The following is a 14,411-nucleotide window of genomic DNA, read 5'->3' on the forward strand; positions in this document are numbered from 1 at the left end:
CGCCGCAGCCGGTCGCGAGGAGTTGTAGATGAGCGAGTCCGCCGCGCGTGACGAACGCCACAAGGCGCGCATGCAGCGCAAGAAAGCGCTGATCGACGAGAAAATTGCCCAGGCCCAGGACGAATACGGCCTGCTGCTGGTGCACAGCGGCAACGGCAAGGGCAAGAGCAGCTCGGCCTTCGGCATGGTCGCCCGCGCCCTCGGCCACGGCATCAAGGTCGGCGTGGTGCAGTTCATCAAAGGCGCGGCCAGCACTGGCGAGGAAAGCTTCTTCCGCCGCTTCCCCGAGGAAGTCAGCTACCACGTGATGGGCGAGGGCTTCACCTGGGAAACCCAGGACCGCCAGCGCGATATCGACAAGGCCCGCGAGGCCTGGGCGGTGGCGGCGCAGCTGCTCAGCGACCCGCAGATCGGCCTGGTGGTACTCGACGAGCTGAATATCGCCCTCAAGCACGGCTACCTGGAGCTGGACGCGGTGCTTGCCGACATCGAGGCGCGCCCGCTGTTGCAGCACGTGGTGGTGACCGGCCGCGGCGCCTTGCCGGGGATGCTCGAGGCGGCGGATACCGTCACCGAAATGAGCCTGGTCAAGCATGCCTTCAAGGCTGGGGTGAAGGCGCAGAAAGGCGTGGAGTTCTGATGAGCCAGTCCGTTGCTCGCAGTTGCCCGGCCCTGCTGATTGCCGCCCCGGCTTCCGGCCAGGGCAAGACCACCGTCACCGCCGCCCTGGCGCGCCTGCATACCCGGGCCGGCAAGCGCGTGCGGGTGTTCAAGTGCGGGCCGGACTTTCTCGACCCGATGATCCTCGCCCGCGCCTCGGGCCAGGCGGTGTACCAGCTCGACCTGTGGATGGTCGGCGAGGACGAATGTCGGCGCCTGCTCTGGGAGGCGGCCGGCGAGGCCGACCTGATCCTGATCGAAGGGGTGATGGGCCTGTACGATGGCAGCCCGTCCGCCGCCGACCTGGCGCGACGCTTCCAGGTGCCGGTGCTGGGGGTGATCGATGGCAGTGCCATGGCCCAGACCTTCGGCGCCCTGGCCTATGGTCTGGCCAACTTCCAGCACAACCTGCCGTTCGCCGGGGTGCTGGCCAACCGCACCGGTAGCGCCCGGCATGGCGAGATCCTGCGCGACAGCCTGCCGCCGGCGATCCGCTGGTACGGCGCCTTGCCGCGCAGCGCCGCGCTGGAGCTGCCCAGCCGCCACCTGGGCCTGGTCCAGGCCGAGGAGCTGGCGGACCTGGATGCGCGCCTGGACGCTGCAGCCGATGCGCTGCTGGCCAGTGCCGGCGATGCCCTGCCAGACCCGGTGCGCTTCGCCGCGCCCGTAGAGGCAGAAATCGAGCCGCTGCTGGCCGGTGTGCGCATCGGCGTGGCCCGCGATACCGCGTTCGCCTTCCTCTACCAGGCCAACCTCGACCTGCTGCACCGGCTTGGCGCCGAGTTGTGCTTCTTCTCGCCGCTCAGTGAGCGCCAGTTGCCGGAGGTGGACAGCCTCTACCTGCCCGGCGGCTACCCGGAGCTGCACCTGCAACAGCTGGCCGACAACCTGGCCATGCGCGAGGCGATTCATGTGCACCAGGCCGCCGGCAAGCCGATCCTCGCCGAGTGCGGTGGCATGCTCTACCTGCTCGAGCGCCTGACCGACAAGGCCGGCCACAGTGCCGAACTGCTCGGCCTGCTGCCCGGCCACGCGCAGATGCAGCCACGCATGGCCGCCCTCGGCCTGCAGCAAGTGGAGCTGCCGGAAGGCCTGCTGCGTGGCCACACCTACCACCATTCGCAGCTCGACTCGTCCGTTGAGCCGCTGGCGCGCGGCGTCAGCCCGAACCAGCGCCCGGCCAGCGAGGCGGTCTATCGCCTGGGTCGGCTGACGGCCTCCTATATCCACTTCTACCTGCCGTCCAACCCGCAGGCCGCCGCCGGGCTGCTGTTGCCATGAGCGAGCATGCTTTCAGTCCTGCGGAACGTGCCGCGGTCTACCGGGCGATTGCCGAGCGCCGCGACATGCGCCACTTCGCTGGCGGCACGGTGGCGCCGGAGCTGCTCGCGCGCTTGCTGGAGGCGGCGCACCAGGCCCCCAGCGTCGGCCTGATGCAGCCCTGGCGCTTTATTCGCATCACCCGCCCGGCGCTACGCGAAGCCATCCATGGCCAGGTCGAGGCCGAGCGGGTGCGCACCGCCGAGGCGCTGGGCGAGCGCAGCGACGCGTTCATGCGGCTCAAGGTCGAGGGCATCCGCGATTGCGCCGAGCTGCTGGTGGTGGCGTTGATGGACCAGCGCGAGAAACACATCTTCGGCCGCCGCACCTTGCCGGAAATGGACCTGGCCTCCCTGGCCTGCGCCATCCAGAACCTCTGGCTGGCCTCGCGCGCCGAAGGCCTGGGTCTGGGCTGGGTCTCGCTGTTCGAGCCGCAGGCGCTGGCCGAGCTGCTGCACATGCCGGCCGGCAGCAAGCCACTGGCGATTCTCTGTCTGGGCCCTGTCACCGCGTTCTACCGCGAGCCGATGCTGGTGCAGGAAGGCTGGGCCACGCCGCGACCGCTGCAGGAGCTGCTGTTCACCGACAGCTGGGGGCAGCAGGAATGAGCCTGCTGTTGGCCACCCTGGCCGGAGTGACCCTGGACGGCCTGCTCGGCGAGCCCAAACGCTGGCACCCGCTGGTGGCCTTTGGCGGCCTGGCGCAACGTATCGAACAACGCCTCAACAGTGGCGGCCACGGCTGGCGCAGCCACGGCGTCACCGGCTGGTGTCTGGCGGTATTGCCGCTGACCCTGCTCAGCCTGCTGCTGGCGCGCCTGCCCTATCTTGGCTGGCTGGTGGAGGTACTGGCCCTGTACGCCGCCCTCGGCCTGCGCAGCCTCGGCGAGCACGCGCTGCCGGTGGCCCAGGCGCTGCGCCTGGGCGATCTGTCCGAGGCGCGCACGCGCGTCGGCTATATGGTCAGCCGGCAGACCGCCGAGCTGGACAGTGAGGGCGTGGCCCGCGCCGGCACCGAGTCGGTGCTGGAGAACGGCTCGGACGCGGTGTTCGCCGCGCTGTTCTGGTTCCTCGTCGCCGGTGCGCCGGGCGTGGTGCTCTATCGCCTGAGCAATACCCTGGACGCCATGTGGGGCTACCGCAACCCGCGTTTCGAACGCTTCGGCTGGGCTGCGGCGAAGATCGACGATGGCCTCAACTACATTCCCGCGCGCCTGGTGGCGCTGACCTACGCACTGCTCGGCAAGACCGCCTTGGCCCTACGCTGCTGGCAGCAGCAGGCGCCGCAGTGGGACAGCCCCAACGCCGGCCCGGTGATGGCCGCTGGTGCCGGCGCCCTCGGCGTGAGCCTGGGCGGCGCGGCGATCTACCAGGGCGAGCTGCATGTGCGGCCGGTGCTGGGTGCGGGCCCGGCAGCGCGGGCGCGGGATATCGAGCGGGCGCTCAATCTGGTCAATGGCGGCGTGCTGCTGTGGCTGGCGCTGTTGCTGATCGGGAGTCTTTACCTTGCTTGAACATGGTGGCCGCCTGCGTGCGGCGGCGCAGCGCTATGGCATCGCCCTGGCCGACTGGCTTGACCTGTCCACCGGCATCGCGCCCTATGGCTGGCCGCTGCCGGCGATTCCGGCAACGGCCTGGAGTCGTCTGCCCGAGCCTGACGATGGCCTGGAAGCGGCGGCGCGTGATTACTACGGCGTGCCTGCCTTGCTGCCGGTGGCTGGTTCCCAGGCGGCGATCCAGGCTCTGCCGCAGTTGCGCCGGCCGGGGCGGGTTGGGATCGTCTCGCCGGCCTACGCCGAACATGCCGAGGCCTGGCGCCGCGAAGGGCATCAGGTCACTGAACTCGGCGAAGGGGCGGTGGGCCGCGCCCTGGAGCGCCTCGATGTGCTGTTGCTGATCAACCCCAACAACCCGACCGGGCGACTGCTCGCGCCGCAGCAGTTGCTCGACTGGCATGCCCGCCTGGCCGAACGCGGCGGCTGGCTGGTGGTGGACGAGGCGTTCATCGACTGCACGCCTGAGCACAGCCTGGCGGCGTTCAGTCAGTTGCCGGGGCTGATCGTGCTGCGCTCGTTCGGCAAGTTCTTCGGCCTGGCCGGCATCCGCCTGGGTTTCGTTTTGGCCGAATCGGCGCTGCTCGAACGCTTGGACGAGCGCCTCGGCCCCTGGACCATCAGCGGCCCGACGCGGGCGGTGGCCACCGCCATCCTGCAGGACAACGCCGGCCAGCAGGCCCAGCGCGAGCGCCTGCAGGCCGACGGTCTGCGCCTGGCCGTGCTGCTCAGCGCCCATGGTCTGGCGCCGGCGGGCGGCACCGCGCTGTTCCAGCTGGTCGCTCATCAACATGCGGTCGGCCTGCATGGCTACTTCGCCCGGCGCGGCATCCTCCTGCGTCTGTTCGCCGAGACCCGCTGCCTGCGCTTCGGTCTGCCCGCCGACGAGGCCGGCTGGCAGCGGCTGGAGCAGGCCCTGCAGGATATGCCGCGATGAGCGCCACCTTGATGGTGCAGGGCACCACCTCCGATGCCGGCAAGAGCACCCTGGTGGCGGCCCTGTGCCGCTGGCTCAAGCGCCAGGGCGTCAGCGTGGTGCCGTTCAAGCCGCAGAACATGGCGCTCAATTCGGCGGTCACCAGCGACGGCGGCGAGATCGGCCGCGCCCAGGCGGTGCAGGCCCAGGCCGCCGGCCTCGAACCGCATACCGATATGAACCCGGTGCTGCTCAAGCCCAACAGTGACACCGGCGCCCAGGTGATCATCCACGGCCGCGCCATCGGCAACATGCACGCGGTGGCCTACCACGACTACAAGCAGACCGCGCGCGCCGCCGTGCTGGAGTCCCACCAGCGCCTCAGCGCGCAGTACCCGGTGGTGATGGTCGAGGGCGCCGGTTCGCCGGCGGAGATCAACCTGCGCGCCGGCGATATCGCCAATATGGGCTTCGCCGAGGCGGTGGACTGCCCGGTGATCCTGATCGCCGATATCGACAAGGGCGGCGTGTTCGCCCATCTGGTCGGCACCCTCGAATTGCTCAGCGCATCTGAGCAGGCACGGGTGCAGGGTTTCGTGATCAACCGTTTCCGTGGCGACCTCAGCCTGCTGCAGCCGGGTCTTGACTGGCTGGAGGAGCGCACCGGCAAGCCGGTGCTGGGCGTGCTGCCGTACCTGATGGATTTTCACCTGGAGGCCGAGGACGCGATCGCCACGCGTCAGGTGATCCAGGCGGAGCAATCGCTCAAGGTGGTGGTGCCGGTGCTGCCGCGCATCAGCAACCACACCGACTTCGATCCGCTGCGCCTGCACCCGCAGGTCGACCTGCAGTTCATCGGCCCCGGCCAGGCCATCCCACCGGCCGACCTGATCATCCTGCCCGGCTCGAAGAGCGTACGTGCCGACCTGGCCTTCCTCCGTGAACAGGGCTGGCCGGCGGCCATCGACCGCCACCTGCGCTACGGCGGCAAGCTGCTCGGCATCTGCGGCGGCCTGCAGATGCTCGGCACACAGATCGACGATCCCCACGGCCTGGAAGGCGCGCCCGGCAGCAGCGCGGGCCTCGGCCTGCTGGACTTCGCCACCGTGCTGGAGCCGGAGAAGCAGCTGCGCAATGTGCTGGGCCGGCTGTGCCTGGAGCAGGCGGCGGTGAACGGCTACGAAATCCATGCCGGGGTCAGCGCGGGCGTCGGGTTGAACGGTGCGGTGCAGCTGAATGACGGTCGGTCTGACGGTGGCCTGAGCGCCGATGGCCAGGTGCTCGGCACCTACCTGCATGGCCTGTTCGAGTCGAGCGAGGCCTGTGGCGCACTGCTGCGCTGGGCCGGCCTGCGCGAGGTGCAGACGGTGGACTACCATGCCCTGCGCGAACGCGACATCGAGCGCCTGGCTGATCTGGTCGAGGCGCATCTGGATACCGCCAGGCTGCGCCAGCTGTGCGGTCTGGCCTGCAAATAGATTGGTTGGTGTAGGAGCCAGCTTGCTGGCGATGCTCTTCACGTCCGAATCGCCAGCAAGGACTAGGCGTCCCCCTGGCTCATACAAGAATCGCGCTGTTTAACCCGGTCTTCATACTTATTACAGGCCGGATCAATAGGGGAGAGGCCATGCTTGAACTGATTTTGGGCGGTGCCCGTTCCGGCAAGAGCCGCCTGGCCGAGAAGCTGGCGGCCGATAGCGGTCTGGCGGTGACCTATATCGCCACCAGCCAGGCGCTGGACGGCGAAATGAGCGAGCGCATCGCCCAGCACCGCGCGCGGCGTCCGGCCGGCTGGGCGCTGGTCGAGGAACCGCTGGAACTGGCCCAGGTGCTGCGCGAGCAGGCGGGTGAGGGCCGTTGCCTGCTGGTCGACTGCCTGACCCTGTGGCTGACCAACTTGCTGATGCTGGACGATGAGGTACGTCTGCAGGCCGAACGCGCGGCGCTGCTGGATTGCCTGGCCGAGCTGCCGGGACGGATCATCCTGGTCAGCAACGAAACCGGCCTCGGCGTGGTGCCGCTCGGTGAGCTGACCCGCCGTTATGTCGACGAGGCCGGCTGGCTGCACCAGGCCCTGGCCGAACGCAGCCAGCGGGTGGTGTTTACCGTCGCCGGCCTGCCCATGGTTCTGAAAGGAGAACGCCTGTGAATGCATTCTGGTGGCAGGCGAGCTGCCGACCGCTCGACCAGCAGGTGGCCGCCCAGGCTCTGCAACGCCAGGCCGAGCTGACCAAGCCGGCCGGTGCGCTCGGCCAGCTGGAGCCGCTGGCGGTGCGCCTGGCGGCCCAGCAGGGGCGCGTGCGTCCCGAGCTGGAGCGGGTGTGGATCAGCATCTTCGCCGGCGATCATGGGGTGGTCGCCGAAGGCGTGTCGGCCTATCCGCAGGCGGTGACCGTGCAGATGCTTGGCAACTTCGCTGGCGGTGGCGCAGCGATCAGCGTGCTGGCCCGCCAGCTGGGCGCGACTCTGGAAGTGCATAACCTCGGTACGGTCGAACCGGCGCCAGCGATGGCCGGGGTCTGCCAGCATCAGCTGGCGCCGGGTACGGCCAATTTCACTCAGGCGCCGGCGATGAGCAGCGAGCTGTGCCTGGCCGCGCTGCAGGTCGGCCGCGCGGTGGCCGAGCGCGCCGCGGCGGCCGGCTGTCAGCTGTTTATCGGTGGCGAGATGGGCATCGGCAACACCACGGCGGCCAGCGCGCTGGCCTGCGTGCTGCTGGACAAGCAGCTGAGCGAGCTGGTCGGCCCCGGTACCGGGCTGGACAGCGCCGGTATGGCGCGTAAGATCCGCGCCGTCGAATCTGCCCTGGCCCTGCACGGTCAGGCCCGCGCGCCGCTGGATTGCCTGCAGCGCCTGGGCGGTCTGGAGATCGCCGCGCTGACCGGCGCCTACCTGGCCTGCGCGCAGCAGGGCGTCAGCGTGCTGGTCGATGGCTTTATCTGCAGCGTCGCGGCCCTGCTGGCGGTGCGCCTGAATCCGGGCGTGGCCGACTGGCTGTTGTTTAGCCACAGTGGTGCCGAGCCGGGCCATCGCCACGTGCTTGCTGCCCTGGAGGCTGCGCCTTTGCTGCAACTGGGCCTGCGCCTGGGCGAGGGCAGTGGGGCGGCGCTGGCGGTGCCGTTGTTGCGCCTGGCGTGCGCCCTGCACGGGCAGATGGCGACTTTTTCTGAAGCAGCAGTACAGGAGCAAGGTTGATGAGTTTGCAGCTGGATCTTTTGCGCCACGGTGAAACCACCGGCGGCAACGGTTTTCGTGGCAGCCTGGACGACGCTCTCAGTGAGCGTGGCTGGCAGCAGATGCATGCGACCCTGGCCGAACAGGGCGGCTGGGACCTGATCATCAGCTCGCCGCTGCAACGCTGCGATGCCTTCGCTCGCCAGCTGGCCGAGGCCAAGGGCCTACCGCTGCGCATCGAGGCTGATCTGCGCGAGCTGCACTTCGGCGACTGGGAAGGGCGCAACGCCGCGGAAATCCTTCTTGAGGACACCGAGGCGCTGGGCAGCTTCTGGAACGATCCGTTCAACTTCACCCCGCCGAATGCCGAGCCGGTGCGCGACTTCGCCGCCCGGGTGATGGCCGCCATCGAGCGTCTGCAACAGGAACTGGCCGGCCAGCGCGTGCTGCTGGTGACCCACGGCGGCGTGATGCGCCTGCTGCTGGCCCAGGCCCGCGGCCTGCCGCAGCAGCAGATGCTGCAGGTCGAGGTCGGCCATGCCGCGCTGTATCGCCTGCAGGTCGCGGCCGACCTGAGCCTGCGCGAAGCCTGAGTATGCGTCTGGCCGAGCCGCTGCTGATCGCCCTGCAGTTCCTCACCCGTTTGCCGGTGAGCCTGGCCGGCATGCCTGAGCCGCAGCAGATCGGACGCTCGCTGCTGTGGTACCCGGCGGTCGGGCTGCTGCTCGGTGGTTTGTTGCTGTTGGCGCAGCTGCTGCTGAGCGGCGCACCGGCCTTGCTGCAGGCAGCACTGTTGCTGGCGCTGTGGGTCGGCCTGAGCGGCGGGTTGCATCTGGACGGTCTGGCCGACACGGCGGATGCCTGGGTCGGCGGTTATGGCGACCGCGAGCGCACCCTGGCGATCATGAAAGACCCGCGCAGCGGGCCGATCGCCGTTGTGGTGCTGGTACTGCTGCTGTTGCTCAAGTTCGCCGCGCTGGTCGCACTATTGCAGGCCGGGCAATGGAGCGCGCTATTGCTGGCGCCCTGGCTGGGGCGCGGGCTATTGCCGCTGCTGTTCCTCTCCACCCCCTATGTGCGCGCTGGTGGCCTGGGTCAGGCACTCAGCGAGCACCTGCCACGTCAGCAACTGCCTGCGGTACTGGCTGGCAACGCCCTGCTCATGCTGCTTTTTGGCTGGGCAGGGTTGCTGGCCATCGGCGCTGCGCTGCTTACCTTCTTTGTGCTGCGCCGCGCCTTCCTCGCCCGCCTGGGCGGCACCACCGGCGATACCGCCGGGGCATTGCTGGAGCTGGCCGAGTGCGCGGTGCTGGTGGTGCTGGCGCTCGCCCTGGCTTGAATGTCTGGGTGCAACCTCTGCCGTAGGCTGCGCCGTGCGCACCAGAACGCCTGTGCGGGGCATTGGTGCGCGCGGCGCACCCTACAACTGTGCTGCCGGTTTAGTGATTAGCTGTGTTTGGCGCGCGGCGCGTTGCCGGTATATACAGCCTGTATCTTGCCGCCGGCATGCGCCTTCCTGGTTTCGTACCGGTTGCTGGGCGCACTGGCGAGCTCTCTATTTCGCGCACCGGCGGGGATTGCCCGTCCACAAGGATCAAGCATGACTTCGGTATGGCGTACCAGTGGCTGGGTGTTGCTCGGGGCATCGCTGATCCTGGCGCTGTCGCTGGGCATCCGCCATGGCTTCGGCCTGTTCCTCACGCCCATGAGCAGCGAGTTCGGCTGGGGGCGTGAGGTGTTCGCCTTTGCCATCGCCCTGCAGAACCTGATCTGGGGCCTGGCGCAGCCGGTGACCGGGGCCATCGCCGACCGTTTCGGCGCGCGCCGGGTGATCGCCGTCGGCGGCCTGCTGTATGCCGCCGGCCTGTTGTTGATGGGCTATGCCGACTCGGCCGCGTCGCTGTCGCTGAGTGCCGGCCTGCTGATCGGTATCGGCCTGTCCGGCACCTCCTTCTCGGTGCTGCTGGGCGTGGTCGGCCGCGCCGTGCCGGTGGAGAAACGCAGCATGGCCATGGGCATCGCCGCCGCGGCCGGCTCCTTCGGCCAGTTCGCCATGCTGCCGGGCTCGCTCGGTCTGATCGGCTGGCTGGGCTGGTCCGCCGCCCTGCTGGCGCTGGGCCTGCTGGTGGCGCTGATCGTGCCGCTGGCGCTGCTGGTGCATGATCAGCCGCTGCCGTCGCTGGGTGCCGAACAGAGCCTGGGCGAGGCGTTGCGTGAGGCTTGCGCGCACTCCGGCTTCTGGTTGCTGGCGCTGGGCTTCTTCGTCTGCGGCTTCCAGGTGGTGTTCATCGGTGTGCACCTGCCGGCCTACCTGGTCGACCAGCACCTGCCGGCCACGGTGGGCACCACGGTGCTGGCGCTGGTCGGGCTGTTCAATGTGTTCGGCACCTATATCGCCGGCTGGCTCGGTGGCCGGCTGTCCAAGCCGCGCTTGCTGACCGGGCTTTACCTGGCGCGCACGGTGGTGATCGTGGCCTTCTTCTACAGCCCGCTGAGTGCGTGGAGCGCCTATGCCTTCGGCATCGCCATGGGCCTGCTGTGGCTGTCCACCGTGCCGCTGACCAATGGCACGGTGGCCACCCTGTTCGGCGTGCGCAACCTGTCGATGCTGGGTGGCATCGTCTTCCTCTTCCATCAGCTCGGCGCCTTCCTCGGCGGCTGGTTGGGCGGCTATCTGTACGACCACACCGGCAGCTACGACCTGGTCTGGCAGATCTCCATTGCCCTCGGCCTGCTCGCCGCGGCGCTCAACTGGCCGGTGCGCGAGCAACCGGTGGCCCGTCTGCAGGCGGTGGGAGGCCTTGCATGAGTACGCGCGCTACCGGGCTGCTCATCGCGCTGGGCCTTGTCGGGTTATTGCTGCTGGCCTGGTGGGGCTGGCAGCAGGTCGGCCTGGCGGCGCTGCAGCTGGGCATGAGCCTGTGCTGAGCGTTGCCGCGCGCCGGCAAGGCGAGTAGCGTTGCTTCTGGATTCAGTGCAGAGGTTGTCATCATGAGCATGTCGCGTAGTGCCCTGGCGTTGCTGGTCGGGCTGTTCAGCGGGGCGCTGCTGGCGGCCGAATGCCCGCCGCTGTTGCAGGGCGAGCTGCAGCAATTGCGCTCCAAGGAGCGCATCGATCTGTGCCAGCGCTTTGCCGGCAAGCCGCTGCTGGTGGTCAATACCGCCAGCCACTGCGGCTTCGCTCCGCAGTTCAAGGGGCTGGAGGCGCTGTACCAGCGCTACAAGGGTCAGGGCCTGGAAGTGCTCGGCGTGCCGTCCAATGACTTCAGGCAGGAAGCGGACAACAGTGAAGAAACGGCCACCGTGTGCTTCGTCAACTACGGCGTGACCTTCGCCATGAGCGAGCCGCAGGTGGTCAGCGGCGACGACGCGCTGCCGCTGTTCCGCGAGCTGGCGGCGCAGAGCAGCACGCCGCGCTGGAACTTCTACAAGTACGTGGTCGGCCGCGACGGCAAGGTGATCGCCAGTTTCTCCAGCCTGACCAAGCCGGATGACCCGGACCTGATCGAGGCCGTGGAGCAGGCCCTGGCCAGCCAGCCCTGATTCCTGCAAGCAGAAACAAGCCGGGCAATGCCCGGCTTTTTCATGTGCACCAGATGGCCTGTCAGAAGCGATAGGTCAGCTGCATGCCCACGCCGTGGGCGCTGTTCTTGTAGGTGGCGCTGTAGCCGGGGCCGACGTCGACGCCGGCGATCTTGGTGGCGTGCTGGTCGACCTTGGCATCGCTCTCGTGCAGGTAGGAGTAGGCCAGGTCGATGGTCATGTCCGCCGAGGGCGACCAGCCGGCGCCGACGGCGAAGACCTTGCGGTTGCCCACCGGAATGCGCACGGTGCGGTTGTCGTTGGCGGCCGGCGAGGCGTCCAGGGCGAAGCCGCTGCGCAGCACCCATTGCCGGTTCAACTGGTAGGCCGCGCCGATGGCGTAGGACCAGGTGTCCTGCCAGTTCATTTCTTCGCTGACTTCGCCGATCGGCTGCATGCCCAGCAGGCTCGGCGTGCCTTGGTTGTGCACGGTGATGGCCTGCAGTCGGCTCCAGCGGGTCCAGGTGGCGCCGCCGTAGAGGGTCCACTTGTCATCCAGCTGGTAGGTCAGCGAGCTGTCGAGCATTTCCGGGGTGGTGAAGTCCAGTTGGGCGTCATAGTCGCCGTTGAACTGACCGAAGACCGGGCCTTCGCCGCCGGTGACGCGGGTACGGCCTTCCAGGCTGTAGTCGACCCTGGAGTGGTAGGTCAGGCCCCAGGCCAGTTGCTCGGTGATGTCCACCAGCACGCCGGCATTGAAGCCCAGGGCGGTGTCGTCGCCCTTGATATCGATTTCGGTGTCGCCGCTGCCGCCGAGGGCGCCATCGTTGAGCTTGCTGACCAGCTTGCCCTTGATCTTGTTGAAGGTCGGGCCGAAGCCGAGGGAAACCCGGTCGTTGATCCGGTAGCTCAGGGTCGGTTGCAGGGTGACCACTTCCACCTTGCTGTACTGGCCCTTGTAGCGGCCGCCGAAACCTTTCTCGTAGTCGCTGATCAGGGCGAACGGCACATACAGGCCGATGCCGTAGTGCCAGTCTTCGTTCAGCGGGCTGGCGTAATAGGCGAACGGCACAGCTGCGGTGGGCACCATGTCGCCTTCGCTGGAGTCGGCGCTGGCGTCGTCGATGTCGACATTGGCCTTGACCACGCCCAGGCCGCCGACCGCTTCGGCGCGCTTGAGCTTGCTCAGGCCGGCCGGGTTGCCGAACAGGGTGGTGGCGTCTTGTGCCGATGAGGCGCGCCCGGCGAAGGCGGTACCCATGCCGCTGACGCTTTGTTCGTTGATGGCAATTCCGTTGCCCAGGCTGTGAGTGGAAATGGCGCCGATGGCCAGAGCGAGGGTGGTTTTGAACCAGGTGTGTTTCATTGGGAACTCGTCGACAGCAAAACGGGGGCGGCAAGCTACCCCTTTTGCCAACCCTTGCAAACCGCTCTATTCCGGTATTTCCCAGGTTATTCGTCGGAGTAATGCAGAGTATAAATCTGACCGATTGGTCATGTCTTTTCAGGCGGCGTGGGGCTGGCTGTCGACGCACAGTTGCCAGGCCTGGAGGAAGTCGCGCAGGCGCCCGTGTGGTTGGAAGACTTGGCGCCAGATACGCGCCAGCGCCGGCAGGTCATCGGCCGCGGGCAGGGCGCTGCCCTGGGCCTCGACCAGCATCCAGGCGATGGCGGTGGCATAGCGCAGGTTGACGATCAACTCGAGATGGGGCGCGCAGAGGAAGGCGTGCTGGCTGGCCAGGCCGCGCACCAGGCTGGCCAGGTCCGGGTCGCGCGCCAGGTGCTGGTCCCAGAGCAGCTGATGGCGGCGGGTGCTGATGCGATAGAGGCCGTGGCCGTGCGGGTCGTCGAGGGCGGCGCCGAGTGCTGATTGGCTGGCGGCGGCGCCCAGTAGCAGGGCTTCGGCAGTGGGAGAGTGGCGCCCCAGGTAGAGCAGGGTGGGGCGGATGACGTGCTGGCACAGCTCGCTGGCGGCAATTCCCATAAGGCCCTCGCGAAGGGTGCCGGCGGGGGCAGTGTTTGGCAGCTGTTCTTGGTTTTAATAAAGCCCCCGCCGGGAGCGGGGTTAGCCGCTCGTTTTGAAGTGTAGTGCGATAAAGGCGCTGTAAAGGGCTGTTTTTAAACTGTTTAAAGATCTTGGTAAGGCTTCATATATCGACCAGCACTTACGCATCCTGTGTTTGGTACTAGGCGGAGGCAATCGCTGGCCTGGGCGCTGGGGCGCTTGCGCAGGCGAAAGCCGCGGTCATTGCCATTGGCGTTGACCGCGGCTCGTCCGAACGGGCCGGGGATGGCTGGTGCAGCAGGTGATGGCGCCCCAGGCGGGGCGCCGGGGCTTCAGAGGTGTTCGATGAGCAGGTTGGTGAAGTTCACCGCGCCGGCTTCGCTGGCATCGCCGAGGTTGTCCTGCACATAGGAGCCGGCCTTGAAGTAGAGGTTCTGCGTGGCCCAGCTGGGGTCGAGCTTGGCCGTCCACTTGCTGGTGGTGCTGCTCGGCGTCTTCACATTGACCACCAGGGTGCCGCTGGGAGTCAGGCGGATGGTGTAGGAGAAGCTCTGGTTCAGTGGCACGTCGCGGAAAACCGTCACGCTGGTGGTGTCGATGCCCGGCTTGAGGCGGTAGATGACGACGATGTTGCCGGTCCTGGTATCGCTCTTGTACTGGTAGGACAACTTGATCGGCGGATCGTCGCCTTCCAGGTTGTGGATCTGACCAATCACGATCTTGCCGGTGGAGGGCACCTGGGTGACCTTCAGAGAGGCGCGCAGGTAGTTGTCGGCCGCGTTGTATTTCCAGTTGCGCAGGCTGCCATCGGCATAGGTTTCACGCAGTTCGCTGCGCGGATACTTGGCGTTGGGGGTGGTCGAGCCACTGACCGGGGTCCAGAAGAACAGTGCGCCGTTGATGGTCTGGAAGTAGTCGTCCTGGTAGCCGCCGACCAGTAGCGGCGTTTCGATGGTGGTGGCCGGTTCGCCGACGGGGATGGTGAGGTTCCATGTGTTGAGGTCGATCATGATGGTGGCAGACTCCGAGAAAATACTTAAATCATTCGCGGTGCCTATCGATCCCGAATCTGAAACTATCCAGCTGCCCTGCCGGTAACTTACGCGCCGAATGAAGCCCTAGCAGTTCGCCCGGCCGGTGGCTGTGGGGCGAACATGGGCGATTTATAGAGCCTGATGGCGGCTGCGGTAACCACCGTTTGTCGTTAGATTGGCGTCATTAAAATGGCTATTTATGGAATTGGAATTCCGCTTCCCTCTCGG

At 67.5% G+C, this 14,411-nt stretch carries 16 protein-coding genes; 13 read left to right on the top strand and 3 right to left on the bottom strand.

What is annotated here, in order from left to right; all coding sequences use genetic code 11:
• Positions 1 to 28: 28 nt before the first annotated feature.
• From cobO to F3I16_RS07475, 13 genes are all read left to right on the top strand, one after another.
• Positions 29 to 640, top strand: coding sequence for a cob(I)yrinic acid a,c-diamide adenosyltransferase (gene cobO, locus F3I16_RS07420; RefSeq protein ID WP_160493088.1), 612 nt, complete (start codon positions 29 to 31; stop codon positions 638 to 640).
• Entirely contained in the window at positions 640 to 1,941 is a 1,302-nt protein-coding gene (locus tag F3I16_RS07425) for a cobyrinate a,c-diamide synthase (protein WP_160493089.1), read from the top strand. The genes cobO and F3I16_RS07425 overlap by 1 nt, the downstream gene beginning before the upstream one ends.
• The gene (bluB, locus tag F3I16_RS07430) at positions 1,938 to 2,588 is read left to right on the top strand and encodes a 5,6-dimethylbenzimidazole synthase (protein WP_160493090.1); all 651 of its coding nucleotides are present in this window, start codon (positions 1,938 to 1,940) and stop codon (positions 2,586 to 2,588) included. Before F3I16_RS07425 ends, bluB begins: the two co-directional genes overlap by 4 nt.
• A complete protein-coding gene (cbiB, locus tag F3I16_RS07435) occupies positions 2,585 to 3,493 on the top strand; it encodes an adenosylcobinamide-phosphate synthase CbiB (protein ID WP_160493091.1) in 909 nt (302 codons plus the stop codon). The genes bluB and cbiB overlap by 4 nt, the downstream gene beginning before the upstream one ends.
• Entirely contained in the window at positions 3,486 to 4,469 is a 984-nt protein-coding gene (cobD, locus tag F3I16_RS07440; protein ID WP_160493092.1) for a threonine-phosphate decarboxylase CobD, read from the top strand. The genes cbiB and cobD overlap by 8 nt, the downstream gene beginning before the upstream one ends.
• The gene (locus tag F3I16_RS07445) at positions 4,466 to 5,926 is read left to right on the top strand and encodes a cobyric acid synthase (RefSeq protein WP_160493093.1); all 1,461 of its coding nucleotides are present in this window, start codon (positions 4,466 to 4,468) and stop codon (positions 5,924 to 5,926) included. Before cobD ends, F3I16_RS07445 begins: the two co-directional genes overlap by 4 nt.
• 149 nt (positions 5,927 to 6,075) lie before the next feature.
• Positions 6,076 to 6,597, top strand: coding sequence for a bifunctional adenosylcobinamide kinase/adenosylcobinamide-phosphate guanylyltransferase (gene cobU, locus F3I16_RS07450; protein ID WP_160493094.1), 522 nt, complete (start codon positions 6,076 to 6,078; stop codon positions 6,595 to 6,597).
• On the top strand, positions 6,594 to 7,643 hold the full coding sequence (gene cobT / locus F3I16_RS07455; RefSeq protein ID WP_160493095.1) for a nicotinate-nucleotide--dimethylbenzimidazole phosphoribosyltransferase: 1,050 nt from the start codon (positions 6,594 to 6,596) through the stop codon (positions 7,641 to 7,643). Before cobU ends, cobT begins: the two co-directional genes overlap by 4 nt.
• Entirely contained in the window at positions 7,643 to 8,215 is a 573-nt protein-coding gene (gene cobC, locus F3I16_RS07460; RefSeq protein WP_160493096.1) for an alpha-ribazole phosphatase family protein, read from the top strand. Before cobT ends, cobC begins: the two co-directional genes overlap by 1 nt.
• Positions 8,216 to 8,217: 2 nt before the next feature.
• The gene (locus F3I16_RS07465; RefSeq protein WP_160493097.1) at positions 8,218 to 8,961 is read left to right on the top strand and encodes an adenosylcobinamide-GDP ribazoletransferase; all 744 of its coding nucleotides are present in this window, start codon (positions 8,218 to 8,220) and stop codon (positions 8,959 to 8,961) included.
• A 261-nt stretch (positions 8,962 to 9,222) separates the two neighbouring features.
• Complete coding sequence (locus tag F3I16_RS07470; RefSeq protein ID WP_160493098.1) at positions 9,223 to 10,431, top strand: MFS transporter; 1,209 nt, start codon at positions 9,223 to 9,225, stop codon at positions 10,429 to 10,431.
• Positions 10,428 to 10,550, top strand: coding sequence for a hypothetical protein (locus F3I16_RS21165; RefSeq protein ID WP_256670113.1), 123 nt, complete (start codon positions 10,428 to 10,430; stop codon positions 10,548 to 10,550). Before F3I16_RS07470 ends, F3I16_RS21165 begins: the two co-directional genes overlap by 4 nt.
• Before the next feature lie 63 nt (positions 10,551 to 10,613).
• Positions 10,614 to 11,165, top strand: coding sequence for a glutathione peroxidase (locus F3I16_RS07475; RefSeq protein WP_160493099.1), 552 nt, complete (start codon positions 10,614 to 10,616; stop codon positions 11,163 to 11,165).
• Positions 11,166 to 11,226: 61 nt separating this feature from the next.
• Here F3I16_RS07475 and F3I16_RS07480 read toward each other — a convergent pair whose 3' ends face one another.
• The 3 genes from F3I16_RS07480 to F3I16_RS07490 all read right to left on the bottom strand — a co-directional run bounded on the left by F3I16_RS07480 (position 11,227) and on the right by F3I16_RS07490 (position 14,159).
• Positions 11,227 to 12,510, bottom strand: coding sequence for an OmpP1/FadL family transporter (locus tag F3I16_RS07480; protein WP_160493100.1), 1,284 nt, complete (start codon positions 12,508 to 12,510; stop codon positions 11,227 to 11,229).
• A 138-nt stretch (positions 12,511 to 12,648) separates the two neighbouring features.
• A complete protein-coding gene (locus F3I16_RS07485; protein ID WP_160493101.1) occupies positions 12,649 to 13,128 on the bottom strand; it encodes a hypothetical protein in 480 nt (159 codons plus the stop codon).
• 353 nt (positions 13,129 to 13,481) lie between these two features.
• Entirely contained in the window at positions 13,482 to 14,159 is a 678-nt protein-coding gene (locus F3I16_RS07490; RefSeq protein WP_160493102.1) for a polysaccharide lyase family 7 protein, read from the bottom strand.
• Positions 14,160 to 14,411: the final 252 nt, after the last annotated feature.

The organism is Pseudomonas sp. L-22-4S-12 (assembly GCF_009799935.1).
In the GTDB taxonomy this organism is placed as follows: Bacteria; Pseudomonadota; Gammaproteobacteria; order Pseudomonadales; family Pseudomonadaceae; genus Aquipseudomonas.